This is a genomic window from Variovorax sp. J22R115, from assembly GCF_030317005.1.
Lineage (GTDB): Bacteria > Pseudomonadota > Gammaproteobacteria > Burkholderiales > Burkholderiaceae_C > Variovorax.
The window spans coordinates 126,925-153,163 of the sequence record NZ_JASZYM010000010.1 but is presented as its reverse complement, the minus strand read 5'-3'; the positions used below and the strand labels follow the sequence as shown (position 1 = coordinate 153,163).

19 protein-coding genes are annotated in these 26,239 nt (G+C 66.5%); 9 read left to right on the top strand and 10 right to left on the bottom strand.

Annotated features, from left to right (window positions below; all coding sequences use genetic code 11):
• Positions 1 to 2,160, bottom strand: coding sequence for a 1,4-alpha-glucan branching protein GlgB (gene glgB / locus QTI04_RS18905; protein ID WP_286617022.1), 2,160 nt, complete (start codon positions 2,158 to 2,160; stop codon positions 1 to 3).
• Positions 2,150 to 3,772 (bottom strand): alpha-amylase family glycosyl hydrolase, encoded by a 1,623-nt coding sequence (locus tag QTI04_RS18900; RefSeq protein WP_286617122.1) that lies wholly within the window; start codon positions 3,770 to 3,772, stop codon positions 2,150 to 2,152. The genes glgB and QTI04_RS18900 overlap by 11 nt, the downstream gene beginning before the upstream one ends.
• 112 nt (positions 3,773 to 3,884) lie before the next feature.
• Between QTI04_RS18900 and leuS the strand changes: the two genes are divergently transcribed.
• The 8 genes from leuS (at position 3,885) to gshB (ending at position 15,273) form a co-directional block, all read left to right on the top strand.
• Entirely contained in the window at positions 3,885 to 6,527 is a 2,643-nt protein-coding gene (gene leuS / locus QTI04_RS18895; protein WP_286617020.1) for a leucine--tRNA ligase, read from the top strand.
• A 47-nt stretch (positions 6,528 to 6,574) separates the two neighbouring features.
• The gene (gene lptE / locus QTI04_RS18890; protein WP_336621896.1) at positions 6,575 to 7,042 is read left to right on the top strand and encodes an LPS assembly lipoprotein LptE; all 468 of its coding nucleotides are present in this window, start codon (positions 6,575 to 6,577) and stop codon (positions 7,040 to 7,042) included.
• A gap of 6 nt (positions 7,043 to 7,048) precedes the next feature.
• Positions 7,049 to 8,110, top strand: a complete 1,062-nt coding sequence (holA, locus tag QTI04_RS18885; protein WP_286617018.1) for a DNA polymerase III subunit delta — start codon at positions 7,049 to 7,051, stop codon at positions 8,108 to 8,110.
• An 81-nt stretch (positions 8,111 to 8,191) separates the two neighbouring features.
• Positions 8,192 to 9,481 carry a glutamate-5-semialdehyde dehydrogenase gene (locus QTI04_RS18880; RefSeq protein ID WP_286617017.1) on the top strand — a complete coding sequence of 430 codons (1,290 nt, stop codon included), beginning with the start codon at positions 8,192 to 8,194 and terminating at the stop codon, positions 9,479 to 9,481.
• 114 nt (positions 9,482 to 9,595) lie between these two features.
• Complete coding sequence (gene gshA / locus QTI04_RS18875; RefSeq protein WP_286603645.1) at positions 9,596 to 10,888, top strand: glutamate--cysteine ligase; 1,293 nt, start codon at positions 9,596 to 9,598, stop codon at positions 10,886 to 10,888.
• A 150-nt stretch (positions 10,889 to 11,038) separates the two neighbouring features.
• Positions 11,039 to 12,907, top strand: coding sequence for a potassium transporter Kup (locus QTI04_RS18870; protein WP_286603644.1), 1,869 nt, complete (start codon positions 11,039 to 11,041; stop codon positions 12,905 to 12,907).
• 127 nt (positions 12,908 to 13,034) lie between these two features.
• Complete coding sequence (locus tag QTI04_RS18865; protein WP_286617015.1) at positions 13,035 to 14,321, top strand: benzoate/H(+) symporter BenE family transporter; 1,287 nt, start codon at positions 13,035 to 13,037, stop codon at positions 14,319 to 14,321.
• A gap of 1 nt (position 14,322) precedes the next feature.
• A complete protein-coding gene (gene gshB / locus QTI04_RS18860) occupies positions 14,323 to 15,273 on the top strand; it encodes a glutathione synthase (protein WP_286617014.1) in 951 nt (316 codons plus the stop codon).
• A 36-nt stretch (positions 15,274 to 15,309) separates the two neighbouring features.
• Here the strand turns inward: gshB and QTI04_RS18855 are convergent, their stop codons facing one another.
• The 3 genes from QTI04_RS18855 to QTI04_RS18845 form a co-directional block, all read right to left on the bottom strand.
• Positions 15,310 to 17,532: a TonB-dependent siderophore receptor gene (locus QTI04_RS18855; RefSeq protein WP_286617013.1), complete on the bottom strand. Its 2,223-nt coding sequence runs from the start codon at positions 17,530 to 17,532 to the stop codon at positions 15,310 to 15,312.
• Between the two features lie 140 nt (positions 17,533 to 17,672).
• Complete coding sequence (locus QTI04_RS18850) at positions 17,673 to 18,437, bottom strand: class II glutamine amidotransferase (protein ID WP_286603640.1); 765 nt, start codon at positions 18,435 to 18,437, stop codon at positions 17,673 to 17,675.
• Between the two features lie 138 nt (positions 18,438 to 18,575).
• Positions 18,576 to 20,063 carry a DHA2 family efflux MFS transporter permease subunit gene (locus QTI04_RS18845; RefSeq protein ID WP_286603639.1) on the bottom strand — a complete coding sequence of 496 codons (1,488 nt, stop codon included), beginning with the start codon at positions 20,061 to 20,063 and terminating at the stop codon, positions 18,576 to 18,578.
• A 119-nt stretch (positions 20,064 to 20,182) separates the two neighbouring features.
• On the opposite strand from QTI04_RS18845, the gene QTI04_RS18840 reads away from it, so the two are divergent.
• On the top strand, positions 20,183 to 21,505 hold the full coding sequence (locus QTI04_RS18840; protein WP_286617012.1) for a putative zinc-binding metallopeptidase: 1,323 nt from the start codon (positions 20,183 to 20,185) through the stop codon (positions 21,503 to 21,505).
• On the opposite strand, the gene QTI04_RS18835 is transcribed toward QTI04_RS18840, so the two are convergent.
• Genes QTI04_RS18835 through QTI04_RS18815 form a run of 5 tightly spaced genes read right to left on the bottom strand, consistent with a single transcriptional unit; the run spans position 21,496 to position 26,162 of the window.
• Entirely contained in the window at positions 21,496 to 21,717 is a 222-nt protein-coding gene (locus tag QTI04_RS18835) for a cysteine-rich CWC family protein (RefSeq protein WP_286603636.1), read from the bottom strand. The genes QTI04_RS18840 and QTI04_RS18835 overlap by 10 nt on opposite strands.
• Positions 21,717 to 22,973 carry a 6-phosphofructokinase gene (locus QTI04_RS18830; protein ID WP_286617011.1) on the bottom strand — a complete coding sequence of 419 codons (1,257 nt, stop codon included), beginning with the start codon at positions 22,971 to 22,973 and terminating at the stop codon, positions 21,717 to 21,719. The genes QTI04_RS18835 and QTI04_RS18830 overlap by 1 nt, the downstream gene beginning before the upstream one ends.
• A 45-nt stretch (positions 22,974 to 23,018) precedes the next feature.
• The gene (locus QTI04_RS18825; protein ID WP_286617121.1) at positions 23,019 to 24,182 is read right to left on the bottom strand and encodes an acyl-CoA dehydrogenase family protein; all 1,164 of its coding nucleotides are present in this window, start codon (positions 24,180 to 24,182) and stop codon (positions 23,019 to 23,021) included.
• Between the two features lie 2 nt (positions 24,183 to 24,184).
• Entirely contained in the window at positions 24,185 to 24,982 is a 798-nt protein-coding gene (locus tag QTI04_RS18820) for an enoyl-CoA hydratase-related protein (protein WP_286617010.1), read from the bottom strand.
• A gap of 1 nt (position 24,983) precedes the next feature.
• Positions 24,984 to 26,162: an acetyl-CoA C-acetyltransferase gene (locus QTI04_RS18815; protein WP_286617008.1), complete on the bottom strand. Its 1,179-nt coding sequence runs from the start codon at positions 26,160 to 26,162 to the stop codon at positions 24,984 to 24,986.
• Positions 26,163 to 26,239 lie beyond the last annotated feature (77 nt).

The following is a 26,239-nucleotide window of genomic DNA, read 5'->3' as shown; positions in this document are numbered from 1 at the left end:
TCATTCCAGCACCCACATCACGGTGCCCAGGGGCGGCACGGAAATCACCAGCGACTGTGCCTGCCCTTGCCAGTCCGCCGCCTCGCTCTGGATCATCCCGTTGCCCACGCCGGTGCCACCGTACAACGCGTTGTCGGTGTTGATGATCTCCCGATACCGCCCTGCGGCCGGCACCCCCAGCCGGTAGCCATGCCGCACCACCGGTGTGAAGTTGCACACGGCCACCACGAATGCGCCATCTCGCGCGCGCCGCACGAACGCGAACACCGAGTGCTGCACATCGTCATGGCTGAGCCACGCGAAACCCTGCGCCTCGCAATCAAGCTCGTGCAACGCGGGGAAATGGCGGTAGACATTGTTCAGATCCCGCACCAGTCGCCGGATGCCTTGGTGCGCCGCCTGCTCCAACAGATGCCAGTCCAGGCTGCGGTCGGCATCCCATTCGGCCCACTGCGCGAACTCGCCGCCCATGAACAGCAGCTTCTTGCCCGGATACGCCCACAGGTAGCCATAGAGATTGCGCAGTCCCGCGAACTTCCGCCAGACGTCGCCCGGCATGCGGCCGATCATCGAGCCCTTGCCGTGCACCACTTCGTCGTGCGACAGCGGCAGCACGAAGTTCTCGGTGTGCGCGTACATCAGCCCGAAGGTGATCTTCTGGTGGTGGTGCTTGCGATGGACCGGGTCGATGCCTGCATAGGCCAGCGTGTCGTTCATCCAGCCCATGTTCCACTTGTAGTGGAAGCCGAGGCCGCCGTTCTCGGGCGGCCGGGTCACACCCGGGAAACTGGTCGACTCCTCGGCGATGGTCACGGCGCCGGGCCGCTCGACGCCGACCACGCGGTTCATCCGCCGGAGGAAGTCGATGGCCTCCAGGTTCTCGCGGCCGCCTTGCGCGTTGGGCACCCACTGGCCCGGCTCGCGGCTGTAGTCGCGGTACAGCATCGAGGCGACCGCATCGACGCGCAGCCCGTCGACGCCGTAGCGCTCCAGCCAGTAGAGCGCATTGCCGACGAGGTAGTTGCGCACCTCTGTGCGCGCGTAATTGAAGATCAGCGTCTGCCAGTCGTTGTGGAAGCCTTCGCGCGGATCGGCGTACTCATACAGGGCCGTGCCGTCGAAGTTGCCGAGTCCGTGCGAGTCGGTCGGGAAATGCGCGGGCACCCAGTCGAGGATCACGCCCAGCCCGGCCGCGTGCGCGGCCTCGACGAAGGCACGGAAGTCGCCCGGCGTGCCGAAGCGCGAGGTCGGCGCGTAAAGGCCGATCGGCTGGTAGCCCCAGGAGCCGTCGAAGGGGTGTTCGCTGATCGGCAGCAGCTCGATGTGGGTGAAGCCCATGTCGCGCGCATAGGGCACGAGCGTGTCGGCCAGCTCGCGGTAGTCGAGCCATTCATGGCCGTTCTTGCGCCGCCACGAGCCAAGATGGACCTCATAGATGCTGATCGGCGCGCCGCGTGCATTGGCTTCGGCACGGCCGGGAGGCACTTTCGCGGGCTGCGGCAGCGGCTGCACGACGCACGCCGTGTCGGGCCGCAGCCGCGCGGAAAAGCCGATGGGGTCGGCCTTGCGCAGCACCTGTCCTTGCGCCGACAGGATCTCGAACTCGTAGCTGTCGCCCGGCGCCACGTGCGGCGCGAAGATCTCCCACACGCCGCACTCGCGGCGCAGCCGCATCATGTGGCGGCGGCCGTCCCATTGGTTGAAATCGCCGACCACCGAGACGCGCCGTGCATTCGGCGCCCACACCGCGAATGCGACGCCGCGCACGCCGTCGATTTCGCGCAGGTGCGCCCCCAACTGCTCGAAGGGCCGCAGGTGCGTGCCTTCGGCCAGCAACCAGACGTCGGTTTCCCCGAGCACGAAAGAAAAGCGGTACGGGTCGTCGAGCAGCGAGCTGTGCGTGCCCCAGTCGACCTTGAAGCGGTAGCCCAGCCGGGCCTCCGAAGCGGGCACGAGCCCGGCGAAGAGGTCGCTGCCGCCCTGGCGGTCGAGTTCGGCCAGCGGCCAGCCCGAGCCGGAATGCATCACCGCCACGGCCTTGGCGCCCGGCAGCAGCGCGCGAACCCACAAGCCGTCGTCGCTGTCGTGCGGCCCGAGCACGGCGAAAGGATCGCCGTGCTCGGCGCGCATCAAGGCGCGGACTTCGGCATCAGGGAGCATGAAGCGGTTCTCCGAAGAAGACGCCGAAGGGCGGCAACGCGAGGGTCCGGCCTTCGAGCTGCGTGCCGGCGAAAGGAGCACCCGCGATCGGTGCGAGTGCTTGTCGCAAAGCCAATGAAGCCGGCTCGGCGGAGAGATTGAACACTGCCTGCAGCCAGGCGTTGCCCTCCCGCCGCTCGAACCACAGCAAGGGTTCGGGTGCATCCAGGAACTTCATGCTGCCGGTGCGAAGCAGCGGCTGGCCGCGCCGCCAGTGCAGCAACGCCCGGCTGAAGCTCAGCATGGATTTCGGGTCGCCCGCCTGCTGGTCGATGGCCAGCGGGATGTGCGTGTCGGACACGGGCAACCACGGCGCGCCGCTGGTGAAACCGGCGTGCTCTTCGTCGGCGAGCCAGGGGATCGGGGTTCGGGCGCCGTCGCGGCCCTTGAACTCGGGCCAGAAGGCGCGTCCATACGGGTCTTGAAGCAATTCGAAAGGCACCTCCGCTTCGGGCAGCCCGAGTTCCTCGCCCTGGTAGATGCTGGCACTCCCGCGCAGCGACAGCAGCAGCGTGAGCCAGAGGCGGTCGCGGCGGGTGTCGTCCTGGCCGTCGGCATTCCACCGGCTGGCGACACGTGGCACGTCGTGGTTCGAGACGGCCCAGCAGCCCCAGCCTCCCGTCTTGGCGAGCGCGCTGTCCAGTGCCTCGACCTGAGTGCGCAGATGGCGCGCGCTGTGCTCGCTCGTGAGCAGGCTGAAGCTGTATGCCAGGTGCAGCCGCTTGCCAAGCTCGGTGTACCGGGCCATCACGGGCGGCGCGTCCTCGTCGCCGACTTCGCCGAGCGCCACCGCGCCATATTCGTCCAGAAGCTTGCGCAGCCGTTCGAGGAAGAGCAGGTTCTCGGGCTGGCTCTTGTCGTGCAGGTGCTGCTGCATCGCGTAGGGGTTGTCGGTGCGCACCGTACTGACCGTGCCGCCGTCGGCGGGCGGGTTGTCGCGCAGTTGCGCATCGTGGAATTGGTGGTTGCAGGCGTCGAAGCGGAAGCCGTCCACACCGCGCTCGCACCAGAAACGCACTTCGCCGAGCAGCGTGTCCTGCACCGCGGGGCAATGGAAGTTGAGATCGGGCTGCTCGGTCAGGAAGCTGTGCAGGTAGTACTGCCGCCGGCGCGAGTCCCACTGCCAGGCCGGGCCGCCGAAGACCGACAGCCAGTTGTTGGGCGGCGTGCCGTCGGGCCGCGGATCGGCCCAGACGTACCAGTCGGCCTGCGGGTTCTGGCGGTTCGCGCGGCTGGCCGCGAACCATGCGTGCTGGTCGGAGGTGTGGGACAGAACCTGGTCGATGATGACCTTGAGCCCAAGTGCATGGGCCCGGGCGAGCAGCGCGTCGAAGTCTGCGAGCGTGCCGAACATCGGGTCGACCGCGCGGTAGTCGGCCACGTCGTAGCCGAAATCCTTCATCGGCGATCGGAAGAAGGGCGAGACCCAGATGGCATCCGCGCCCAACTCGGCGACGTGATCGAGCCTGGCCGTGATCCCGGGCAGATCGCCGATGCCGTCGCCATTGCTGTCCATGAAGCTGCGCGGGTAGATCTGGTAGATCACCGCCCCGCGCCACCAGTCCTTGACCATGCGTGCCTCTGTCAATTCGAAATCATTGTGGCATGCGAGAAGTGGGCCATTGCCCAACCCGCGATAATCCGTCTTCCCCCGGCCGCCTGGTGCCGGGCTGTTGCGAAGCCCAATGAACCCCAGCTATAAACCCAGCGACGTCGAGTCCGCAGCCCAGGCCCACTGGACCGCCGCCGATGCCTACCGCGTGACCGAGGACACGCGCAGGAAAAAGTACTACGCCTGTTCGATGCTGCCGTACCCCAGCGGCAAGCTGCACATGGGCCACGTGCGCAACTACACGATCAACGACATGCTCACGCGCTACCTGCGCATGAGCGGCTACAACGTCCTGATGCCCATGGGCTGGGATGCCTTCGGCCTGCCGGCCGAGAACGCGGCGCTCAAGAACGGCGTGCCGCCGGCGCAGTGGACCTACGAGAACATTGGCTACATGAAGAGCCAGCTCCAGGCCATGGGGTTGGCGATCGACTGGAGCCGCGAGATCGCGACCTGCGATCCGGGCTATTACAAGTGGAACCAGTGGCTGTTCCTGAAGATGCTCGAAAAGGGCATTGCCTACCGCAAGACGCAGGTCGTCAACTGGGATCCAGTGGATCAGACCGTGCTGGCCAACGAGCAGGTGATCGACGGCAAGGGCTGGCGCACCGGTGCGACCGTCGAACGGCGCGAGATCCCCGGCTACTACCTCAAGATCAGCGATTACGCCGAGGAACTCCTCGACCACACCCAGCACAAGCTCCCCGGCTGGCCAGAACGCGTCAAGCTGATGCAGGAAAACTGGATCGGCAAGAGCGAAGGCGTGCGCTTCGCGTTCACGCACAAGATCAAGGACGACAAGGGCGAGCTGATCCAGGGCGGCCGCATGTACGTGTTCACGACGCGTGCCGACACCATCATGGGCGTCACCTTCTGCGCCGTGGCGCCGGAGCATCCGCTGGCGCTGCACGCCGCGAAGGCGAATTCCAAGGTTGCCGCGTTCATTGAAGAGTGCAAGAGCGGCGGCACGACCGAGGCCGAAATCGCCACGCAGGAAAAGAAGGGCGTGCCCACGGGGCTCACCGTCACGCACCCCATCACCGAGGAGCAGGTTCCGGTCTGGGTTGGCAACTATGTGCTCATCGGCTATGGCGACGGCGCCGTGATGGGCGTGCCCGCGCACGACGAGCGCGATTTCGCCTTTGCCAACAAGTACGGCATCGAGATCATCCAGGTCGTGCTGGTCGACGACGAGCCGCACTTCGACTACCACCGCTGGCAGGACTGGTACGCCGACAAGCAGCGCGGCGTGACCATCAATTCCGACAACTTCAGCGGCATGCACTACGGCGAGGCGGTCAAGGCGGTCGCCCATGCGCTCGACCTGAAGGGACTGGGCGAGATGCAGACCACTTGGCGCCTGCGCGACTGGGGCGTGAGCCGCCAGCGCTACTGGGGCACGCCGATCCCGATCATTCATTGCGAAGAACACGGCGCCGTGCCGGTGCCCGAGAAGGACCTGCCGGTCGTGCTGCCGACGGATTGCGTACCCGATGGCTCCGGCAATCCGCTCGCGAAGCACGAAGGCTTCCATGCGGGCGTCGTCTGCCCGGTCTGCGGCAAGGCCGCGCGCCGGGAGACCGACACGATGGACACCTTCGTCGACAGCTCGTGGTATTTCATGCGCTACTGCGATCCGAAGAGCGACGGGGCGATGGTGGCCGACGGCGCGAAGTACTGGATGCCGATGGACCAGTACATCGGCGGCATCGAGCATGCGATCTTGCATTTGCTCTACGCGCGCTTCTGGACCAAGGTCATGCGCGACCTCGGCCTCGTGACGGTCGACGAGCCCTTCAGCAAGCTGCTGACGCAGGGCATGGTGCTCAATCACATCTACTTCACGCGTGGCGAGAAGGGCGGCAAGGACTACCACCCGCCGTCCGAAGTCACTCCCGTGCTCGACGCGCAGGGCCGCATCACCGGTGGCACGCTGGCCGACGGTACCCGGCTGGTGTACGGCGGCGTCGGCAAGATGGGCAAGACCGAGCGCAACGGCGTCGATCCGCAAGACCTGATCGAGAAGTACGGCGCCGACACCGCACGGCTCTACACGATGTTCACCGCGCCGCCCGAGGCGACGCTCGAGTGGAACGACGCGGCGGTCGAAGGCAGCTACCGCTTCCTGCGCCGGGTCTGGAACTTCGGTCTGTCGCTGCACGGTGCGGCGGCCGATGACGGCCCAGCCGGCAAGGCGCTCAAATTCGGCAAGGATGCCAAGGCGCTGCGGCACGAAGTGCACACCGTCTTGCGCCAGATCGACTACGACTACCAGCGCATGCAATACAACACCGTGGTGTCGGGCGCGATGAAGCTGCTCAACGCGCTGGAAGGCTTCAAGCCTGCCACGGCCGATTCGGGCGACCGTGCGGCCGTGCGCGAGGGCTTCGGCATCCTGCTGCGCTGCCTCTACCCGGCCACGCCGCACATCGCGCACCAGCTGTGGCAGCAGCTTGGCTACGACAAGGACATGGGCGATCTGCTCGATGCGCCCTGGCCCGTGGTCGACGTCTCCGCGCTCGAACAGGACGAGATCGAACTGATGCTGCAGGTCAACGGAAAGCTGCGCGGTTCGCTTCGCGTGCCGGCCGCCGCCTCGAAGCAGGAGATCGAGAAGATCGTGCTCGCGAGCGAAGTCCTCGCCAGGCACACCGAAGGCGCGACGGCCAAGCGCGTGATCGTGGTTCCGGGCCGGCTGGTGAACGTGGTCCTGTGAAGCGCATGAATTCACGCACCGCACTGCCGCGCCGTGGCCTCTTGGCCATGGCCGCGGCTTCTCTGGCGCTTGCTGGTTGCGGCTTTCAATTGCGCAAGGCGCCGGACTTCGCGTTCAACAGCATTGCGGTGCCGGGCAATACGGCGTTCGCGAACTACCTGCGGCGCAACCTGAGGGCGGCCGGCACGGTCCAGGTCCTCCCGGCCGATCAGGCCGACGAGGCGGAGGCCGTGTTCGAAATCCTGGGCGAGAGCCGCGAAAACATCGTGATCTCGACCAACGCCTCGGGCCAGGTGCGCGAACTCAATCTGCGACTGACCATTCGATTCCGGGTGCGCGGGCAAAACGGCAAGGAACTGATGGGCCCGACCGCGATTCAGCAGACCCGCGACATCACCTACAACGAAACCGCGGCGCTGGCCAAGGAAGGTGAGGCAGAGCTTCTCTTCCGCGACATGCAGACCGACATCGCGCAGCAGATCCTGCGTCGGCTCGCCGCGATCAAAGCCGCCTGAGATCCCGTGCAACTGGCGCCGGCCCAACTTTCCGCGCACCTCGCCAAGCGGGTGGCGCCTCTGTACGCCATCCACGGCGACGAGCCGTTGCTCGCGCAGGAAGCTGCCGATGCGATCCGTGCGGCAGCACGCACGCAGGGCTACACCGAGCGCAGTTCGTACACCGTGGCCGGCGCGCATTTCGACTGGAGCGGCGTGCTCGCGGCGGGTGGTTCGCTGAGCCTCTTTGCAGACCGGCAGATCGTCGAGATCCGAATTCCCTCGGGCAAGCCGGGCAAGGACGGCAGTGTGGCGCTGCAGCAGATCGCCGAGGCCGCGCAGGGCAACGACAGCACCCTCACGCTGGTGATGCTGCCGCGCCTCGACAAGGCCACGCGCACCGGCGCCTGGTTCTCTGCACTCGAGAACAACGGTGTCAGTCTGCAGATCGAGACCATCGAGCGCACCGCGCTGCCGCAATGGATCGCGCAGCGCCTCGCACAGCAAGGCCAGCGCGTGAAGGCCGGCGAGGAGGGCCAGCGCACGCTGCAGTTCTTCGCCGATCGCGTGGAGGGCAACCTTCTCGCGGCGTACCAGGAGATCCAGAAGCTCGCGCTGCTGCATCCCGAGGGCGAACTGAGCTGGGAGCAGGTCGAAGGCGCGGTCAACAACGTCGCACGCTACGACGTCTTCAAGCTGTCCGAGGCCGTGCTGGCCGGCAACCCGCAGCGTGTCTCGCGCATGCTCGAAGGGCTGCAGGCCGAAGGCGAGGCCGAGGTGCTGGTGCACTACACGCTGGCCGAGGACATCCGCGCGCTGAAGCGCGTGAAGGACGCGATGTCGGCTGGCCGCCCATTGCCCATGGCGCTGCGCGAAAACCGGATCTGGGGTCCGCGAGAGCGGGCTTTCGAGCGCGTTCTGCCTCGTTTGGACGACCGTGCGCTCGCCCGCATGCTGCGATCGGCGCACGTGGTCGACGGCATCGTCAAGGGCCTGAAGCAGCCCGACTGGCCAGCCAACGGCTGGCAGGCCTTGCAGCGCCTGGCGTTGATGCTGTGCCGTGCCTGCGCGGGCGGCAAGGGCGCCTAGAGGCACCTTCGATGCACCAGTGCGGTGCACGACTGCCCCTTCACGCCCGCTGACCTTCGGGGTCACGGCACAATCCGGGGGATGAATATGTTGAATGTCCCCGAGTACGTGCGGACCCTCGGTGAGCAGGCCAAGCAGGCCTCCGTCCAGATGGCGCGCGCCGATGCCGCCACCAAGAACAAGGCCCTCAGAGCTCTCGCGCGCAAGCTGCGCGCGGTCGGCGGCCCGCTGGCCGAGGCCAATGCCAAGGATATGGCCCGCGCCGAAGGCGCCGGCCTGTCGGCGCCGATGGTTGATCGGCTCAAGCTCACGCCGAAGGTCATCGAGACCGTCGCCCTGGGCTGCGAGCAGTTGGCAGCCATGTCCGATGTGATCGGCGAAGTGATCGGCATGAAGCAGCAGCCCAGCGGCATCCGCGTCGGACAGATGCGCGTGCCGATCGGCGTCTTCGGCATGATCTACGAGAGCCGGCCCAACGTGACCATCGAAGCCGCGAGCCTGGCGATCAAGAGCGGCAACGCGGCGATCCTGCGCGGCGGTTCGGAGGCGATCGAATCGAACAAGGCGCTGGCGCAACTGGTGTCCGAATCGCTCGCCGAGGCGGGCCTGCCGGTCGATGCCGTGCAACTGGTGCAGACCACCGATCGCGAGGCCGTGGGTCAGTTGATCGCCATGCCCGAGTTCGTCGACGTGATCATTCCGCGAGGCGGCAAGGGCCTGATCGAGCGCATCAGCCGCGATGCCAAAGTGCCGGTGATCAAGCACCTGGACGGCAATTGCCACGTCTACGTGGACGACACGGCCGAACTCGACATGGCGCTGAAGATCGTCGACAACGCCAAGACACAGAAGTACAGCCCGTGCAACGCGGCCGAGGGGCTGCTCGTGGCTGCATCGATCGCCGAAACTTTCCTGCCGGAAATCGGCGCGATCTTCGCTGCCAAGGGCGTGGAGATGCGCTGCGACCCGGCGGCGGCGCGGATCCTGCGCGAAGGCCTGCACGCGCCGGGCCGATCGGTCGTGGACGCCGTGGAGTCGGATTGGTCGGAGGAATACCTGGCCGCCGTGATCAGCGTCAAGGTGGTCGATGGGGTGGACGAAGCCATCGCGCACATCAACCGCTATTCGAGCCACCACACCGATGCGATCGTCACGCGCGACCACATGAATGCGCAGCGCTTCCTGCGCGAAGTCGACTCCGCCAGCGTGATGGTCAACGCCAGCACCCGCTTTGCCGATGGCTTCGAATTCGGGCTCGGTGCCGAAATCGGCATCAGCACGGACAAGTTCCATGCGCGCGGGCCGGTGGGTATCGAGGGGCTGACGTCGCTCAAGTACGTCGTTCTCGGCCAAGGTGAGGTCAGAACCTGACCCCGGTGTTTCCAAATTGAATGCGCGGCGTTGCTGCGGGTTGTCATCGGGGCATGCGGCCCCAAATCTACAATTCCGCTCTTAGCTCAAGCTGCAATCCAAGAAGGCCGCCGCATGGTCCCCCATCTCGTTACCGCCCTGACCGGCCCCATCAACGAACTCGAGCAGCGCATCCTCGATTCCACGCCGGCCATCGAGCGCTGGTTCCGGCTCGAATGGATGGAACACACACCGCCGTTCTACAGTTCGGCGGACATCCGCAATGCCGGCTTCAAGCTGGCGCCGGTCGACACCAATCTCTACCCGGGCGGCTGGAACAACCTGACGCAGGAGATGCTGCCGCTGGCAGTGCAGGCTGCACAGGCGGCGATCGAGAAGATCTGTCCCGAGGCGCGCAATCTGCTGGTGATTCCGGAGAACCACGCGCGCAATACCTTCTACCTGGCCAACGTTGCGCAACTGGTGCGCATCTTCCACATGGCGGGGCTCAACGTGCGTGTGGGCTCCATCGACCCGGCGATCAAGTCGCCCAAGAAGATCGAGCTGCCGAATGGCGAGACGGTGTGCCTGGAGCCGGTGGTGCGGAGCAAGCGGCGCCTCGGCCTCAAGCACTTCGACCCCTGCACCATCCTGCTCAACAGCGACCTCTCGGCCGGAACGCCCGGCATCCTCGAAGACTTGCATGAGCAGTACCTGCTGCCGCCGCTGCATGCCGGCTGGTCGGTACGCCGCAAGAGCAACCACTTCCACAGCTACGAAGAGGTCTCCAAGCGCTTCGGCAAGCTGCTGGGCATCGATCCCTGGCTGATCAATCCGATGTACGCCAAGGCCGGCGACATCAGCTTCACGAGCGGCCAGGGCATAGACGTGCTCACGAGCCACGTGGATGCGCTGCTCACCAAGGTGCGCCGCAAGTACAAGGAATACGGCATCAACGAGAAGCCATTCGTCGTCGTCAAGGCCGACAACAGCGCCCACGGCATGGGCGTCCTGACGGTGCGCGACGCCAAGGAAATTGAAGCGCTCGCCCAGCGGTCGCGCAACAAGGGCGGGGCCAAGGACGGCCAGGACCTGAACGACCTGATCGTGCAGGAAGGTGTGTTGACCAACGAGCGGGTGCACAACGGCGTCGCCGAGCCCGTCGTCTACATGATGGATCGCTACGTGGTAGGCGGCTTCTACCGGGTGCATGCCGAGCGCAACCCGGACGAGAACCTCAATCTGCCGGGCGCGAGCTTCGTGCCGCTGGCGTTTTCGGAGAGTGCGCACTTACCGCAACCGGGTGCGAAGCCCGGGGCCAGCGCCCCGAACCGCTTCTATATGTACGGTGTGATCGGCCGGCTGGCGATGGTGGCGGCCAGCTACGAGCTCGAGGCGACCGATCCCGATGCCGAAGTCTATGAATGATTTCGTGCTACACCTTGCGAGCCTTCGCGACAGCGGCAAAATAGCGACCCCATAGCAACCGCAAAATTGAGGGTGGAGTGATGCGACGGCCATTCAGGCCGGCGACGCGCCCGGGCGAACATGTCCGACAGAGCCCTTTGCATCGACCTCGTGTCCGCCCCCAAATCCTCCTCCCTCGCGTTGATCATCGCGGCCGTCGGCGTCGTCTATGGCGACATCGGCACCAGCGTGCTTTATTCCGTCAAGGAGGTGTTCGGCCACGGTCACGTTCCCTTCACCGTCGAGAACGTCTACGGCATCCTGTCGATGTTCTTCTGGACGCTGACGGTGATCGTCTCGCTCAAGTACGTGGTGCTCGTGCTCCGGGCCGACAACGAGGGCGAAGGCGGCCTGGTCGCGATGCTGGCCCTGGCCTCGCAGGCCGTGGTCGACAAGCCTCGCCTGCGCCAGGGGCTGCTGGTCATCGGCATCTTCGGCACGTCGCTCTTCTACGGTGACGGCGTCATCACGCCGGCCATCTCGGTGCTGTCGGCAGTCGAGGGCCTGGAGGTGGTGTCGCCGCAGTTCAGGCACTACGTGATCCCCATCACGCTGGTCGTGCTGTTCTGCCTGTTCGCGGTGCAGAAGCGCGGCACCGCGGGCATCGGTCGCTTCTTCGGCCCGATCACGCTCGTGTGGTTCGCGGCGATTGCGCTGCTCGGCGTGTCGCAGATCCTGAATCACCCCGAGATCCTGAAGGCGGTCAGCCCGCACTACGCGCTGCGCTTCATGTGGGACAACCCAGGTACCAGCTTCATCATCCTGGGCGCGATCGTGCTGTGCGTGACCGGTGCCGAGGCGCTCTATGCCGACCTCGGGCACTTCGGCAAGCGCCCGATTCGCGTCGCCTGGTTTTCGGTGGTGATGCCGGCGCTGACGCTCAACTACTTCGGGCAGGGCGCCCTGCTGCTGGAGAACCCGCTGGCCGTACAGAACCCCTTCTTCATGATGGCGCCGGAGTGGGCGCTGCTGCCTTTGGTGTTCCTCGCCACGGCCGCCACGGTGATCGCATCGCAGGCCCTCATCACGGGCGCGTTCAGCGTCACGCGGCAGGTGATCCAGCTCGGCTACCTGCCGCGCCTGAACATCGAGCACACCAGCGTGCGCACGGCGGGCCAGATCTACATGCCTTTCGTCAACTGGGGCCTGTTCGTCGCCATCGTGCTCGCGGTCGTCATGTTCCGCTCGTCGAGCAACCTGGCTGCGGCCTACGGCATCGCCGTGACCACCGACATGCTGATCACGACCGTGCTGACTTTCTTCGTGATCCGCTACGCGTGGAAGTACCCGCTGGTCCTGTGCGTCGCCGCGACCGGCGCCTTCTTCGTGGTCGACTTCCTGTTCTTCGCGTCGAACCTGCTCAAGCTGTTCGAGGGCGGCTGGTTCCCGCTGGTGATCGGCGGCTCGATCTTCATGCTGATGCTGACCTGGAAGGAAGGCCGGCGCCTCATGGGCGAGATGCAGCTGGCCGAGGCCATCGACTTGAAGGACTTCCTGGGCTCGGTGTTCGTGAATCCGCCGGCGCGCGTCGACGGAACCGCCGTGTTCATGACCGCGGAGCCGGGCGTGGTGCCCAATGCGCTCCTGCACAACCTCAAGCACAACAAGGTGATGCACGACCAGAATCTGTTCGTCACCGTGCGCAACCACGAGGTGCCTTGGATTCCGATGGACAAGCGCATCGAGATGGAGCCACTCGGCCACCATTGCTGGCAGGTGATCGTTCACTACGGCTTCAAGAACGACGTCGACCTGCCGCGCGCGCTGGAGCATGCCCGCCTGCGCGGATGCCAGCTCGAGGTGATGACGACCAGTTACTTCCTGTCGCGTGACGTGGTGATCCCCACGCTCGGCAGCGGCATGGCGCCGTGGCGCGAAAAGCTCTTTGCGCAGATGCATCACAGCGCGAGCGGCGCTGCCGACTTCCTGAACCTGCCGAACAACGCCGTGGTGGAGCTGGGCTCAAAAATAGAAATTTAGGCTCGCCCCCAGGCTTGCCCACTTCGTGTGGCCGCCCACCCCCTGCCGGGGGCAACACCAACGGCCCGGCGTAGCCGGTTCCGCGGTGTTCCTGGGCTGAGACAACCCTCGGGGCACAATCGTCGGCATGCGCTTTTTCAAGGATCTGAGCCTCTCGGCTCTCACCGCGGGCTTCGTCGCGGTGCTCGTGGGCTTCACGAGTTCGGTGGCGATCGTGTTCCAGGCCGCGCAGGCCTTCGGCGCCACGCCGGAGATGATTTCCTCGTGGATGTGGGCCCTGGGTCTCGGCATGGGCCTGGCGTCAGCGCTGCCCTCGCTGTGGTGGCGCAAGCCCGTCATGATCGCCTGGAGCACGCCGGGCGCGGCGGTGCTCGCGGTGGCCGGCGCGGGCTACGGAATGAACGAGGCGGTCGGCGCGTTCATCGTCTGCGCGGTGCTGATGACCCTCGCGGGCGCGACCGGCTGGTTCGAACGTGTGATGAACAGGATTCCGATGGCCCTGGCCTCGGCGCTGCTGGCCGGCGTGCTGGCTCGCTTCGGGCTGCAGGCGTTCGTTGCCGCGCAGACGGCGCTACCGCTGGTGCTGCTGATGCTCGGCACCTATCTGCTCGGCAAGCGGCTGCTGCCACGCTACGCCGTCCCGCTCACGCTGCTGGTCGCCATCGTCTTCGTGGCGGCACGTGGCGAACTCGCCTGGGGTGCGGTGCACTTCAGCGTGGCGATGCCGGTGTTCACGATGCCCGTCTTCACCTGGCAGGCGACCGTCAGCCTCGCGTTGCCGCTGTTCGTGGTGACCATGGCGTCGCAGAACCTGCCGGGCGTGGCTGCCATCCGCGCCGCGGGCTACGACCTGCCGGTGTCCAAGCTCATCACGATCAGCGGGCTCCTCACGCTGGTCTTCGCGCCCTTCGGTGCCTTCGCGCTCAACCTCAGCGCCATCACCGCGGCCATCTGCATGGGCCGCGAGGCGCATGAAGACCCCGCGCGGCGCTACACCGCGGCGGTGAGCTGCGGCGCGATCTACGTGTTGATCGGCCTGTTCGGCGCCGCGGTCACCGGGCTGCTGACGGCGTTTCCGAAAGAGCTGGTCGCCGCCATCGCCGGTCTGGCGCTGCTAGGCACCATCGGGAGCGGACTCGCGGCAGCGGTGCGCGATGAATCGCACCGCGAGGCCGCGCTCATCACTTTTCTCGTCACGCTCTCAGGCGTCACGCTCGTGGGCATCGGTTCTGCCTTCTGGGGCGTGGTGGCGGGCGCCGTCGCGCTGGGCATCCAGCAACTCGGCCGCAAACCCTTCGCCGGCAAGGACATCGCCGCTGCCTGCAAGATCAAGCTGGACAACCGGGCCGCTGACGAAGCGGCGCCTTCCCAGTCTTCCAACATTTCCGCCCCGACCGCGGGAAAGACCTCCTGAAATGCACATCCTCTTCGTTGCCGACCCGCTCGAGCACTTCAAGATCTACAAGGACACGACCTTCTCGATGATGCGGGAGGCGCAGCGCCGCGGCCACACCCTCTCTGCGTGCGAGCCTCGCGATCTGGGCTGGCAACGCGGCCGTCCGGTCACCGCCAGGTCGCGCGCCATCACGCTAACGGGTGATCCGGATGTCTGGTTCAGCGAAGCCGCGATCCTGGAGCGCCCTCTGCGTGAGTTCGACGTCGTCCTGATGCGCAAGGACCCGCCTTTCGACGCCGAGTACATCTACGCGACGCACCTGCTGGAGCAGGCCGAGCGCGAAGGCGCCCGCGTGGTGAACAAGCCGCGGGCCCTGCGCGACCATCCGGAGAAGCTCGCGATCATGGAGTTTGCGGAGTTCACCACGCCCACGCTGGTCACGCGCGATGCGGCCGCCGTGCGCGCCTTCCACGCCGAGCACCAGGACATCATCCTGAAGCCGCTCGACGGCATGGGCGGCATGGGCATCTTCCGCGTGAAGGCCGATGCGCTGAACCTCGGCTCGATCGTCGAGACGCTCAACAAGAACGGCGCTGAGACGATCATGGTGCAGCGCTTCGTGCCGGAGATCTCGCAGGGCGACAAGCGCGTTCTGGTGATCGGCGGCCAGCCGGTGCCCTACAGCCTCGCGCGCATCCCGCAAGGCACGGAGGTCCGTGGCAATCTCGCGGCGGGCGGCAAGGGCGTCGCCCAGCCGCTGACCGAGCAGGACCGCAAGATCGCCGAGGCCATTGGCTCGGTGCTGAGTGCGCGCGGGCTGCTGCTGATCGGGCTGGACGTGATCGGCGGCTCGCTGACCGAAATCAACGTCACCAGCCCGACCTGCTTTCAGGAGATCACGGAACAGACCGGCTTCGACGTGCCGGCCATGTTCATCGATGCGCTGGAAGCGCTGCTGAAGCCGGCTTGACGACGGATCCGGTCGGACCCGCCGCCGGCCGGCATCTCAGAACTCGACGGAAGCCGTCAGGGTGAAGGTGAGCGGGTTGCCGAGCACGAGGTAGCCGGCGCCCGGATAGCCACCCACCGATGCCCAGTAGTTGCGATCCGCCACGTTGTTGATGCGGCCTCGCACCGTCAGCAGCTTGCCCGACACTTCCGTGACGTAGCGCGCGCCGATGTCCAGGCGCCCCCAGCCGGGAACGCGCAAGGTGTTCAGATCATCCGCGTAGCTGGCGCCGGTCGCGATGACGCGGCCGTCGAGCGTGAGGCCCGGCACGCCCGGCACGTCCCATTCCACCCCGATGGTGCCCTGTTGGTTCGGCACGCCGATGACCTTGTTGCCGTTGGTCGCGATGTTGCCGGTGTTTCGTTGCTCGGCATTGAGGAAGGTCACCCCGCCCAGGACACGGAAGCCCTTGATCGGTTCGCCGAAGACATTGAGTTCGAGACCCTGGTGGCGGTCCTGGCCTTCCGCCACGAAGAATCCGGCCGCATTGCGCAAGGCGCGCGGCTTCTCGATCGAGAACAGGGCGGCCGTGGCGCCGAGCCCGGCGCTTTCGTACTTGACGCCGATCTCCTTCTGTTGCGCGACATAGGGCTGCAGCGTCTCGCCCACGTTGACCACCGGAAGTCCGCCGACCTGCGCGGGCGCGGTTTCGCCCGGGGCGAGGTTCTCGACGTAGTTCCCGTAGGCGGACACTTCCTTGGTGACCTTGAAGACGAGGCCCGCGGCGGGGCTGGTATGGCTCTCGTCGTTGCCGCCCGAGCGCACGCCGGTGTCGTAGGCGAAGTTGTCGATCCTGAGGGTCTGGCGACGTGCTCCCAGCGTGAACAGCAAGGTGTCGTCCATGAAGCCCATGGTGTCGCCGACGACGTAGCTCGTCAGCCGCTTCTCCTGCGTGAGCGCCGGGTTGGCCAGGTCGTTGCCGCCGAATGCGAAGGGGCCGAACGCGGGCAGCGGCGAATAGACGGGGTTGTAGAGATTCGTGGCCTGGGTATTGAGGAAGTCGAAGCGATAGGCGTTCTTGCGCTCCGAATTGAAGTAGTCGTAGCCGGCCACCAGCGTGTGCTTGACCGAGCCCGTCCTGACCGTGCCGCGCACGCCCACCTGCGCGGCCTTCACGTCCTCATCCGCCGTGTTGTCGAACCGGTACGTGGTGCCGGCGCCGGTGAGTGCGTTGTCCACCGTGATGTTGGCGAGCGAATTGGCTTCGCTGCCGCTGCGCGCGCCAGCGGCGAACCAGCCGGTGACGTTGTCGCTGAAGTCGTACTCGCCCCGCACGGTGCCGAAGGTGTCGCGTTCGTTCGAATAGGTCCAGGGCTGCGCCCAGTTGGTCTTGGCATCCGGCGCCGATGGCACCAGGACGAGGTTGCTCGCCAGCGCGACGTTGGTGCGCGTCTGGCTCAGGCGATGGTCTTGGTAGCCGATGTCGGCCGAGAGCCGGGCGTTCCGGCTGCGCCAGTCGAGTCCGACGGATGCCACGTCGAGTTCCACGTTTTCGTGGTCGACGCCCGTGCCGCCGTCCCGACGGGCCGCGTTGACGCGGATGCCTACGCTGTCGTCAGGTCCGAACCGGCGCGCGATGTCGGCCGCACCGTAGAACTGCGAGCCGGTGGAGCCTCCGAGCGTGAGTTGCGTGAGGGGTTCGTTGCCGGCGCGCTTGGGCAGCAGGTTGACCGAGCCGCCGATGCCGTCGCCTCCTGGGGCCGAGCCGTTCAGGAAAGCACTGGGGCCGCGAAGCACTTCCACTCGCTCGAACAGTTCAGACGAGATGTATTGGCGCGGCAGCAGGCTGTAGATGCCGTTGTACGCAATGCTGTCGGAACCCAGCAGGAAGCCGCGGATGAAGTACGTCTCCTGGAAGTTGCCGAAACCGCGCGCCACGCGCACGGAGGGGTCGTTGAGCAGCACGTCGCCCACGCTGCGGGCCTGCTGGTTCTGGATCAGTTCGTTGGTGTAGGTCGTCGCGCTGAAGGGCGAATCCATGTTGTCGAGCGTGCCCAGAATCCCGATTCGCCCGCCGCGCGCCACTTGTCCGCCCGCGAAGGGCTTCGTCAGGCCGGCTGCGGACGCGTCCGCGCTGGCTTCGACCGTCACGGTGGACAAGGTGCCGCCGCCCGCTTCGGCGGGTGCGGCCGGTGTCGTTTGCGCCGTCGCGATCAGGGCCTGCAGCGCGAGGGCGGTGGCGAGGGTGACGGGGCGAAGGGGAAAGCGGACTGAACGCATGGGAGGCTCTTTTTTTGAACGGGAATGAGAATGGTTATTATCTTCGTCCGCATGCAGGCGAAGGTTCTCAAGCGCTCGAAAAGAGTCCGCCGCGTTGTTTTCAAGTCAAACAGCGCCCCTGTGGCGAGGCTGGCGGGGGCTCAGCCGTTGCGCCGCCCGTCCACGAACACCGCCAGCTCCTGCGGCGCGAAGGCTGTCCAGGTCTCGTTCGTGGTCAGTGGCGCCGTCACCACCACGGCGACCCGATCGTTCGGCGTGGTGTGCTGAGCGAAGTCGATGCTGAGGTCCTCGTCGGACAGCTCGGCCGTCACGAAGGGATGCTTGCGCTCCACGTACCAGAGATGCGTCGATGCGTGCGCCCACAAGGCCTGCCCGTTCGACAGCATGAAATTGAAGGTGCCCTGCGCAGCCAGACGGGGTGCCAGCTCGCGCAGCGTGAGCGTGAGTTCATCGACGCTCGGCACGTCCGCGTGGGACTTGGCCAGCTCCTGCATGATCCAGCAGAAGGCGTGTTCGCTGTCGGTGCTGCCTACCGGATGGAAGTTGCCGTGGAGGCGCGGCCGGAAGTCCTTGAGGTCGCCGTTGTGCGCGAACACCCAGTAGCGGCCCCACAGCTCGCGCACGAAGGGATGGCAGTTCTGCAGGTTGATCGCGCCCTGCGTCGCCTTGCGGATGTGCGCGATGACGTTGCGGCTCTGGATCGGATAGCGCCGGATCAGTTCCGCCACCGGTGACTCGCACGCCGGCTGGTGGTCGACGAAATGCCGCAGGCCGCGGTCCTCGAAGAAGGCGATGCCCCAGCCGTCGGCATGGTGGTCTGTGCGACCGCCCCGCTGCGCGAACCCCGTGAAGCTGAAGGTCACGTCGGTCGGCGTGTTGCAATTCATTCCCAGAAGCTGGCACATAGGCTTACCCCCAGGCTCGCGCACTTCGTGTCGCTCTCCACCCCCTTGCAGGGGGCGCTCCCGGCGGCCCGGCGGAGCCGGTTCCGCGGGAGCCTGCGGGGGCGGCGCGCCTTGCGCGGCCGGTGAATGGGATGGTGTTCAATTTGGGTCGAGGTTAATCGACGGGGGGGCGTCACGGTTGTTCGGGGCCTTCTCCCGCAGTTGCCATGCCGCGCAGATGGCCAGAGCGCACAGGGCTGCCAGCATGGCGAACACCTCGTCGAAGGCGGCGATCCGTGCAGGGCTGGTGGCCACGTTGGCCAGCGAGTCCCCGTGCGCCGCCAAGCGCCATTCGAGCACGATCGCGCAGAGGCTCACCCCGGCGGCGCCGCCAAGCATGCGCAGGAAATTGATGGCGCTCGCGCCTTGCGGAATCAGCGGCTTGGCCAGCGGCCGCATCGAGCCCAGATTGAGCGAGGGCAGGATGAAGCCCAGCCCCACCCGCCCCACGATTGCGAACACCACCAGCAGCCAGAGGGCACTGTCGATGCGCAGCACCATCATCAGCGCGAAGGAGGCCGCCAGCAGCCCTAGGCCGGTGCAGACCAGCAGGTAGGTCGGATGCTTGTCGGCCAGCCGCCCGACGCCCGCGATCGTCAACGCCAGCACGATGCCCGCCGGCAACAGGATCGTGCCGACGTGCGAGGCCGACAGATGCAGCCCGACCTGCATGTAGACCGGCAGCAGGTAGGTCGAGCCGAACAGCGCCGTGCCGTAGATGAAGGCCACCACGCTGCCCATCGCGAACTGCCGGTACTTGAACAGCGCCAGGTTCATCAGCGGCAGGCCGCCCGTCGTCGCGAGACGCTTCTGCCACGCGATGAAGGCGGCGAACGCGATGGCCGCCGCAGCCAGCAGCGCGACAGCCTGCCATGGCGAATCGCCGCGCAGTTCCACCAGCCCGTTGAGAAGACACAACGTGCCGACCGTGCCGAGCGTCAGCCCGCGCCAGTCCAGCCCACCGCTGCGGGCGGCCACCACGCCGCCCGGCGCGGTGGTCGGCACGAACTTGAAGGCCAGCCAGATCGAGCTCAGGCAGAACGGCACCACCATGAAGAAGATCGAGCGCCAGCCGAACAGGTCGACCAGCACCCCGCCGATGCTCGGACCGATGGCCGGCGCCAGCACGACCCCCATGCCGAAGATCCCGCTGGCGCGGCCCTGCTCGTGCGGCTCGAAGGCGCGCAGGATGATGATGGCCGGGATCGGCTGCACGACGCCCGCCGCGAGCCCTTCGGCCACCCGCGCGATCAGCACCAGCGAGAAGTTGTTCGCCAGTCCGCCCATCAGACCGCCCACCAGCAGCAGCACCATCGTGCCGATGTAAGTGCGCCGGTAGCCGTAGCGCGACAGCAGCCAGGGCGTGGTGAGCATCGACACGGTCATCGCGACCATGAAGCCCGAGCTCACCCACTGCGCCCGCTCCTGCCCCAGCGCGAAGTGGTGACTCATGCCGGGTATCGCGACGTTGACGATGGTCGATGACATGATCGAGGCCATCACGCCCACCATCACGGAAAACAGCAGAAGCCAGCGGTAGCGCTCGCCATAGCGGCTGCTGAGGGATTGCACGGGAGGATTGTTCATGGGGCGGAACCGGCTCGGGCCGTCCTACAAGGATACGGGCGTTTGAGCACCGCATCGGCATGTCGCTCGCGTCCACAATGAGTTCGCGTCGTCCCGACTTTGACAAGAGATCTGCCGCCATGGAACCCGAGAACGACAACAACGAAGACCTCGCCTTCTCCGCCGAACCCGCGCCGTCCCTGGCTGCGGAGCTCCAGGCGCCCAGCGTCAGTCGCGCCTACCAGTGCCAGTGCGGCCGCCCCGTGTTCCTGCGCAACAGCCAGTGCCTCGCCTGCCAGACGCCACTGGGCTACGTCGTCGAAAGCCTGGGCGTGGTTCCGCTCGCGCCGGCCACGCACGAAGGCGCCGAGCCGGACGCGTTTACCGTGTTCGGGGATACCCACGGCAAGGCGTACCGGCGCTGCGCCAACCTGATGACCGAGGCGGCCTGCAACTGGATGGTTCCCGCGCCGCGCGAAGGCGACGACCCCGGCTTCAACACCGACGGCCTGGTGCCCGGCCTCTGCATTTCATGCAGCGTGACGCGCACCATCCCGGACCTCTCCGTCGCAAGCAACGGCGACCTGTGGCGCAACCTCGAACTGGCGAAGCGGCGGCTGATCTCCCAGCTGTTCGCCCTCGGCCTGCCGGTGGTGACGCGCCTGAGCGATCCGGTCCACGGCCTGGCCTTCGACTTCCTGAGCCACATGCCCGGTGGCCCGCACGTGATGACCGGCCACGAAATGGGCGTGATCACGCTCAACGCCGAGGAGGCCGAAGACGCCGTGCGCGAGCGCATCCGCGCGGAGATGCGCGAGCCCTATCGCACGCTGCTCGGCCACTTTCGACACGAGATCGGCCACTACTACTGGGACCTGCTGGTCCTCCCGACGCCGTGGATCGACAGCTTCCGCGAGCTTTTCGGCGACGAGCGGGCCGACTACGCCACGGCGCTGCGCAACCACTACGACAACGGCCCTGCGCCGGACTGGGCCAACCGCTTCGTGACCAGCTACGCCAGTTCGCACCCCTGGGAAGACTGGGCCGAGACCTGGGCGCACTACCTGCACATGGCCGATACGGCCGATACGGCGATGAGCTTCGGGGTCGACGCGCAGAACGTCGAACTCACGAGCGATCTCTTCGAGCTGGCCGATCTCTGGCAGCCCGAAGACCCCAACGCGGGGAAATTCCTCGATTTCCTGAACGGCTGGGTGCGGCTCACCAACGTGCTCAACGAGTTGTCGCGCAGCATGGGGCAGCCGGACTACTACCCCTTCGTCCTGCCGCGCGCTGCCGTCGGCAAGCTGCAGTTCATCCACGAGGTGATCACCGAGCAGCGGGCGCGCGGCGGGCTGCCGGCGATGGTGTCGCACAACGACCTGGCTGCGCCGGCCGAACCGGTTGCTGAGCCGGCTGCGGATGCGCCGGATACCGTCCAGGCGCCGGCTTCTCAGTCCTGAACCACCGCCAGCGCGGCGCATCGCGCGCAGATGCAGGCGAGGCGGCGCTTCTCGGCAGGCACCCGCGCGAGCAGATCGGCGCTGAAGTCGGCTTCCATGCACCAGCACGGCGGCTGCGCCTGGCCGGTCTCGCGCGCGAGTTCCATCGCGCAGCGATTCGTTTCGCCGCACAGGGGGCAGCGGGACGGATCAGGCCCTGCAACTTCGCGCATCACTTGACCTCGAAGGCCGGCAGCTTCTTGTCGACCGCGATGTTTTGCAGCGTGACGTAGACCGGCAGGCCGTCGCGGTAGGCCGGATAGTCCTCGCCCTGGATCAGCGGCAGCAGATAGCGCCGGCACTTGTCCGTGATGCCGTAGCCATCCTCCGAAATGAAATCGCGCGGCATGAACTTCTCGGCGTTGGCCACCGCATCGAGCGGCGCCGTGCCGATGCTGTACGCATAGGGCTCGTCGGAGGTCCGGTCGATTGTCGGCATCACCGAGTTGCGGCCTTCGAGCGCGAGCTCGACTGCGCGTTGCCCGAGTTCATAAGCCTGGCGCACATCGGTGGCCGATGCGATGTGCCGCGCCGAACGCTGGAGGTAATCGGCCACCGCCCAATGAAACTTGTAACCCAGCGCCTCCTTGACCATTTGCGCCACCACCGGTGCCGCACCGCCGAGCTGGGCGTGACCGAAGGCGTCCTTGGTGCCCTGCTCCGCGAGGAAGGTGCCGTCCGGGTGATGGCAGCCTTCGGACACCACCACGGTGCAGTAGCCGTGGTACTTCACGAACGCGTCGACTCGCGCGAGAAAGGCCGGCTGGTCGAAGGGAATCTCCGGGAACAGGATCACGACCGGAATGCCGTGGTCCGCCACGAGCCCGCCGGCAGCAGCGATCCAGCCCGCATGGCGCCCCATCACCTCGATCACGAACACCTTGGTCGACGTAGCCGCCATGGAGCGCACGTCCAGCGAGGCTTCGAGCGTGGACACCGCCACGTACTTCGCGACCGAGCCGAAGCCGGGGCAGCAGTCGGTCAGCGGCAGGTCGTTGTCGATGGTCTTCGGCACGTGGATCGCCTGCAGCGGATAGCCCAGCGATTGCGACAACTGGCTTACCTTGAAGCAGGTGTCTGCCGAATCGCCGCCGCCGTTGTAGAAGAAATAGCCGATGCCGTGCGCCTTGAAGACCTCGATCAGGCGCTCGTACTCGCGCCGGTTCTTCTCGAGCGACTTGAGTTTGTAGCGGCACGACCCGAAGGCACCCGAGGGCGTGGAGCGCAGGGCCGCGATCGCCTCGGCCGATTCGCGGCCGGTGTCGATCAGCTCCTCGGTCAGCGCGCCGATGATGCCGTTGCGGCCGGCGTACACGTTGCCGACGCGATCGGGATGCTGGCGCGCCGTCTCGATCACGCCGCAGGCCGAGGCGTTGATCACGGAGGTGACGCCGCCGGACTGGGCGTAGAAGGCGTTGAGGATGGGCATGCGGCATTGTCCCGCAGCCCTCCGTCGGATGCCAGTGCCCAGGCTTCAGCGTCCGGGCAGGCCCATCGAACGCGTGATCACCTCTTTCATGATCTCGTTCGTGCCGCCGTAGATGCGCTGCACCCGCGCGTCGGCATAGGCGCGCGTGATCGGGTACTCCCACATGAAGCCGTAGCCGCCATGCAGTTGCACGCATTCATCCATCACCTTGCACTGCAGATCCGTGGTCCAGTACTTGGCCATGCTGGCGGTCGCAGTGTCGAGCTTCTCCCGCATCAGCAGTTCGATGCACTTGTCGACGAAGACCTGCGCCACCTGAACCTCGGTCTGCAACTCGGCCAGCGTGTAGCGCGTGTTCTGGTAGGCGCCCACGGGCTGGCCGAAGACCTTGCGGTCCTTCACGTAGGCCACCGTCTGGTCGATGGCGGCCTGGGACGCCGCGACCGCGCTGATCGCGATCTGCAACCGTTCCCACGGCAACTGTTCCATCAGGCAGACGAAGCCGCGGTTTTCCTGCGCCGCGCCGCCGAGCAGCGCATCGGCCGGCAGCCGGACATCGTTGAAGAACAACTCCGATGTGTCCTGCGCCTTCAGGCCAAGTTTCTTCAGGCGCTTGCCTTTCTCGAAGCCCGGCATGCCGCGCTCTACCAGGAACAGGCTGGTGCCCTTGGCGCCGCCGGCCGGGTCGGTCTTGGCAACCACGATCACCAGATCGGCGTGCCAGCCGTTGGTGATGAAGGTCTTGCTGCCGTTCATCAGGTAGCTGCCGTCCGGCTGCTTCAGTGCGGTCGTGCGCACGCCTTGCAGGTCGCTGCCGGCGGCAGGCTCGCTCATCGCGATGGCGCCGATCATCTCGCCGCTAGCGAGCTTCGGCAGATAGTGCTTCTTCTGTTCTTCCGTGCCGTAGCGCAGGATGTACGGCGCCACGATCTCGCTGTGCAGCGCGTAGCCGATCCCCGTGAAGCCGCGGACCCAGAGTTCCTCGAACTGGATCACCGAATAAAGCAGGTCGGCGCCCGCGCCGCCGTATTCCTCGGGCAGAGCCATGCAGAGAAAGCCGTTCTCGCCGGCCTTGTCCCAGACCTTGCGGTCGACGTAGCCCTGCTCTTCCCACGCGTCGTGGAAGGGTGCGATCTCCTTGTCCATGAAGCGGCGGAAGCTGTCGCGGAAGGCCTCGTGGTCGGGCGTGAAAAGGGTGCGTTCAATCATGGTCATGAGCGTTTCGGAAACACGGGAGCGCGTTTTTGCAGGAAGGCCATCACGCCCTCCGCGAAGGTCGGTTGTTCGATCAGCTCTCGCTGGCGCTCGCTCTCGTAGTGGAGCTGGTCCGGCAGCGAGTGGCGCTCCGACTGCTCGATGGCCTTGCGCGCCTCGATCACTGCATGCACCGGCAACTGCGCCAGCCGTTGCGCGATCTTCGAGGCTTCGAGCAGCAGCAACTTGTCGTCGATGCAGGCCCAGATCAGTCCCCACTGCGCCGCCGTTTCAGCGCCGAGCTTCTCGTCGAGCAAGGCCATGCCCATGGAGCGCGCAGGTCCGACGCGACGCGGGATGAACCAGGTGCAGCCGAGGTCCGGCACGATGCCCAGCTTGGGCAGGAAGGGCAGGTAGAAATACGCGCTGCGCGCAGCCACGACGATGTCGCACGCCAGCGCCAGGCCCACGCCCGCGCCGGCCGCGGGGCCGTTGACCGCGCAGACCACCGGCACTGGCAGCGCGCGCAGTTCCTCGATCAGGGGGTTGCTCATCGACTGCATCCAGTCGGCCGTCTGGTCGCCGAGCGTTTTCCCCTCCACGGGTTCTCGCATCGCGCTGAGGTCGGCGCCCACGCAGAAGGCCTTGCCGGCGCCGGTGAGCACGACGGCGCGCACGCTGCGGTCATGGCGCACGCGCGCGAATGCCTCGCGCAGTGCCGTCTGCAGTTCGAGCGCGATCGGATTGAGCTTGGCCGGCAGGTTCAGCGTGATCGTCGCGATGCCGTCGTTCAGTTCGTAGAGGACGGGGCTCATGTCAAAGCCTTTCCACGATGGTGACGTTGGCCATGCCACCGCCTTCGCACATGGTCTGCAGGCCGTAGCGCTTGCCACGCTGGCCGAGCGCATTCACCAGCGTGGTCATCAGCTTGGTGCCCGAGGCGCCCAGCGGATGCCCCAGCGCGATGGCGCCTCCGTTCACGTTCAGCCGCGCGGCGTCGGCGCCCAGTGTCTGCAGCCAGGCCAGCGGCACCGGCGCGAAGGCTTCGTTGACTTCGTACAGGTCGATGTCCTCGATCCTCATGCCCGCTTTCGCGAGGGCGCGTGCGGTCGCCGGAATCGGCGCCTCCAGCATGATCACCGGGTCGTGTCCCATCACGCTCATGTGGTGGATGCGCGCGAGCGGCTTCACGCCCAGCGCCTTCAGGCCGCGCTCGTTGACGACCAGAACGCCGCTGGCGCCGTCGCAGATCTGGCTGGCGGTGGCGGCGGTGCAGCGCCCGCCCTCGGCGATCAGCTTGACGCCGGCGATGCCTTCGAGCGTGGCGTCGAAGCGAATGCCTTCGTCGACGGTGTGCATCTCGCCGCTGGCCGAACCGTCGGCCAGTCGGATCTCTACCGGCACGATCTCGTCCTTGAACGCGCCTTCGCGGCTGGCGGCGATGGCGCGCCTGTGGCTCTCGAAGGCATAGCGGTCGAGCGCGTCCTTCGAGAGGCCGTAGTTCTTCGCGATCATCTCGGCGCCGGTGAACTGGCTGAATTCCACGCCGGGATAGCGCCGCTGCATCGCGGGACTCATGTAGATGCCGAGGCCGGCCTTGGCCGGCAGCGCGTTGGGCGTGAACATGGGGACGCGGGTCATGCTCTCGACGCCGGCCGCGATCACTGCGTCCATGCTGCCCGACATCACCGCCTGCGCCGCGAAATGCAGCGCCTGCTGGGAGGAACCGCACTGGCGGTCGACGGAAGTGCCCGGCACCGATTCGGGCAGCTTCGACGCCAGCACCGCATTGCGCGCAACGTTGGTCGCCTGTTCGCCGACCTGGCTGACGCAGCCGAGGATCACGTCCTCCACTGCGGCGGGATCGATGCCGCTTCGTTCAACCAGTGCGTCGATGACCTGCGCTGCCAGGTCGACCGGATGCCAGCCCGCGAGCTTGCCGCCGCGGCGGCCACCGGCGGTGCGCGCGGTGGCCACGATGTATGCCTCTGCCATGGAATGTCCTTCGTCCGAGAAATGGGGGCCCGGCGCGAAAGGTGCATCCATGGCCGCGAGCGTTGATGGTTCAACGC

What these genes read in the sequence shown, in the direction of transcription:
- glgB (WP_286617022.1), bottom strand. Translation starts at nt 2,160, where the DNA reads ATGCTCCCTGATGCCGAAGTCCGCGCCTTGATGCGCGCCGAGCACGGC.
- QTI04_RS18900 (WP_286617122.1), bottom strand. Translation starts at nt 3,772, where the DNA reads ATGGTCAAGGACTGGTGGCGCGGGGCGGTGATCTACCAGATCTACCCG.
- leuS (WP_286617020.1), top strand. Translation starts at nt 3,885, where the DNA reads ATGAACCCCAGCTATAAACCCAGCGACGTCGAGTCCGCAGCCCAGGCC.
- lptE (WP_336621896.1), top strand. Translation starts at nt 6,575, where the DNA reads ATGGCCGCGGCTTCTCTGGCGCTTGCTGGTTGCGGCTTTCAATTGCGC.
- QTI04_RS18880 (WP_286617017.1), top strand. Translation starts at nt 8,192, where the DNA reads ATGAATATGTTGAATGTCCCCGAGTACGTGCGGACCCTCGGTGAGCAG.
- gshA (WP_286603645.1), top strand. Translation starts at nt 9,596, where the DNA reads ATGGTCCCCCATCTCGTTACCGCCCTGACCGGCCCCATCAACGAACTC.
- QTI04_RS18865 (WP_286617015.1), top strand. Translation starts at nt 13,035, where the DNA reads ATGCGCTTTTTCAAGGATCTGAGCCTCTCGGCTCTCACCGCGGGCTTC.
- gshB (WP_286617014.1), top strand. Translation starts at nt 14,323, where the DNA reads ATGCACATCCTCTTCGTTGCCGACCCGCTCGAGCACTTCAAGATCTAC.
- QTI04_RS18855 (WP_286617013.1), bottom strand. Translation starts at nt 17,532, where the DNA reads ATGCGTTCAGTCCGCTTTCCCCTTCGCCCCGTCACCCTCGCCACCGCC.
- QTI04_RS18850 (WP_286603640.1), bottom strand. Translation starts at nt 18,437, where the DNA reads ATGTGCCAGCTTCTGGGAATGAATTGCAACACGCCGACCGACGTGACC.
- QTI04_RS18845 (WP_286603639.1), bottom strand. Translation starts at nt 20,063, where the DNA reads ATGAACAATCCTCCCGTGCAATCCCTCAGCAGCCGCTATGGCGAGCGC.
- QTI04_RS18840 (WP_286617012.1), top strand. Translation starts at nt 20,183, where the DNA reads ATGGAACCCGAGAACGACAACAACGAAGACCTCGCCTTCTCCGCCGAA.
- QTI04_RS18835 (WP_286603636.1), bottom strand. Translation starts at nt 21,717, where the DNA reads ATGCGCGAAGTTGCAGGGCCTGATCCGTCCCGCTGCCCCCTGTGCGGC.
- QTI04_RS18830 (WP_286617011.1), bottom strand. Translation starts at nt 22,973, where the DNA reads ATGCCCATCCTCAACGCCTTCTACGCCCAGTCCGGCGGCGTCACCTCC.
- QTI04_RS18825 (WP_286617121.1), bottom strand. Translation starts at nt 24,182, where the DNA reads ATGATTGAACGCACCCTTTTCACGCCCGACCACGAGGCCTTCCGCGAC.
- QTI04_RS18820 (WP_286617010.1), bottom strand. Translation starts at nt 24,982, where the DNA reads ATGAGCCCCGTCCTCTACGAACTGAACGACGGCATCGCGACGATCACG.
- QTI04_RS18815 (WP_286617008.1), bottom strand. Translation starts at nt 26,162, where the DNA reads ATGGCAGAGGCATACATCGTGGCCACCGCGCGCACCGCCGGTGGCCGC.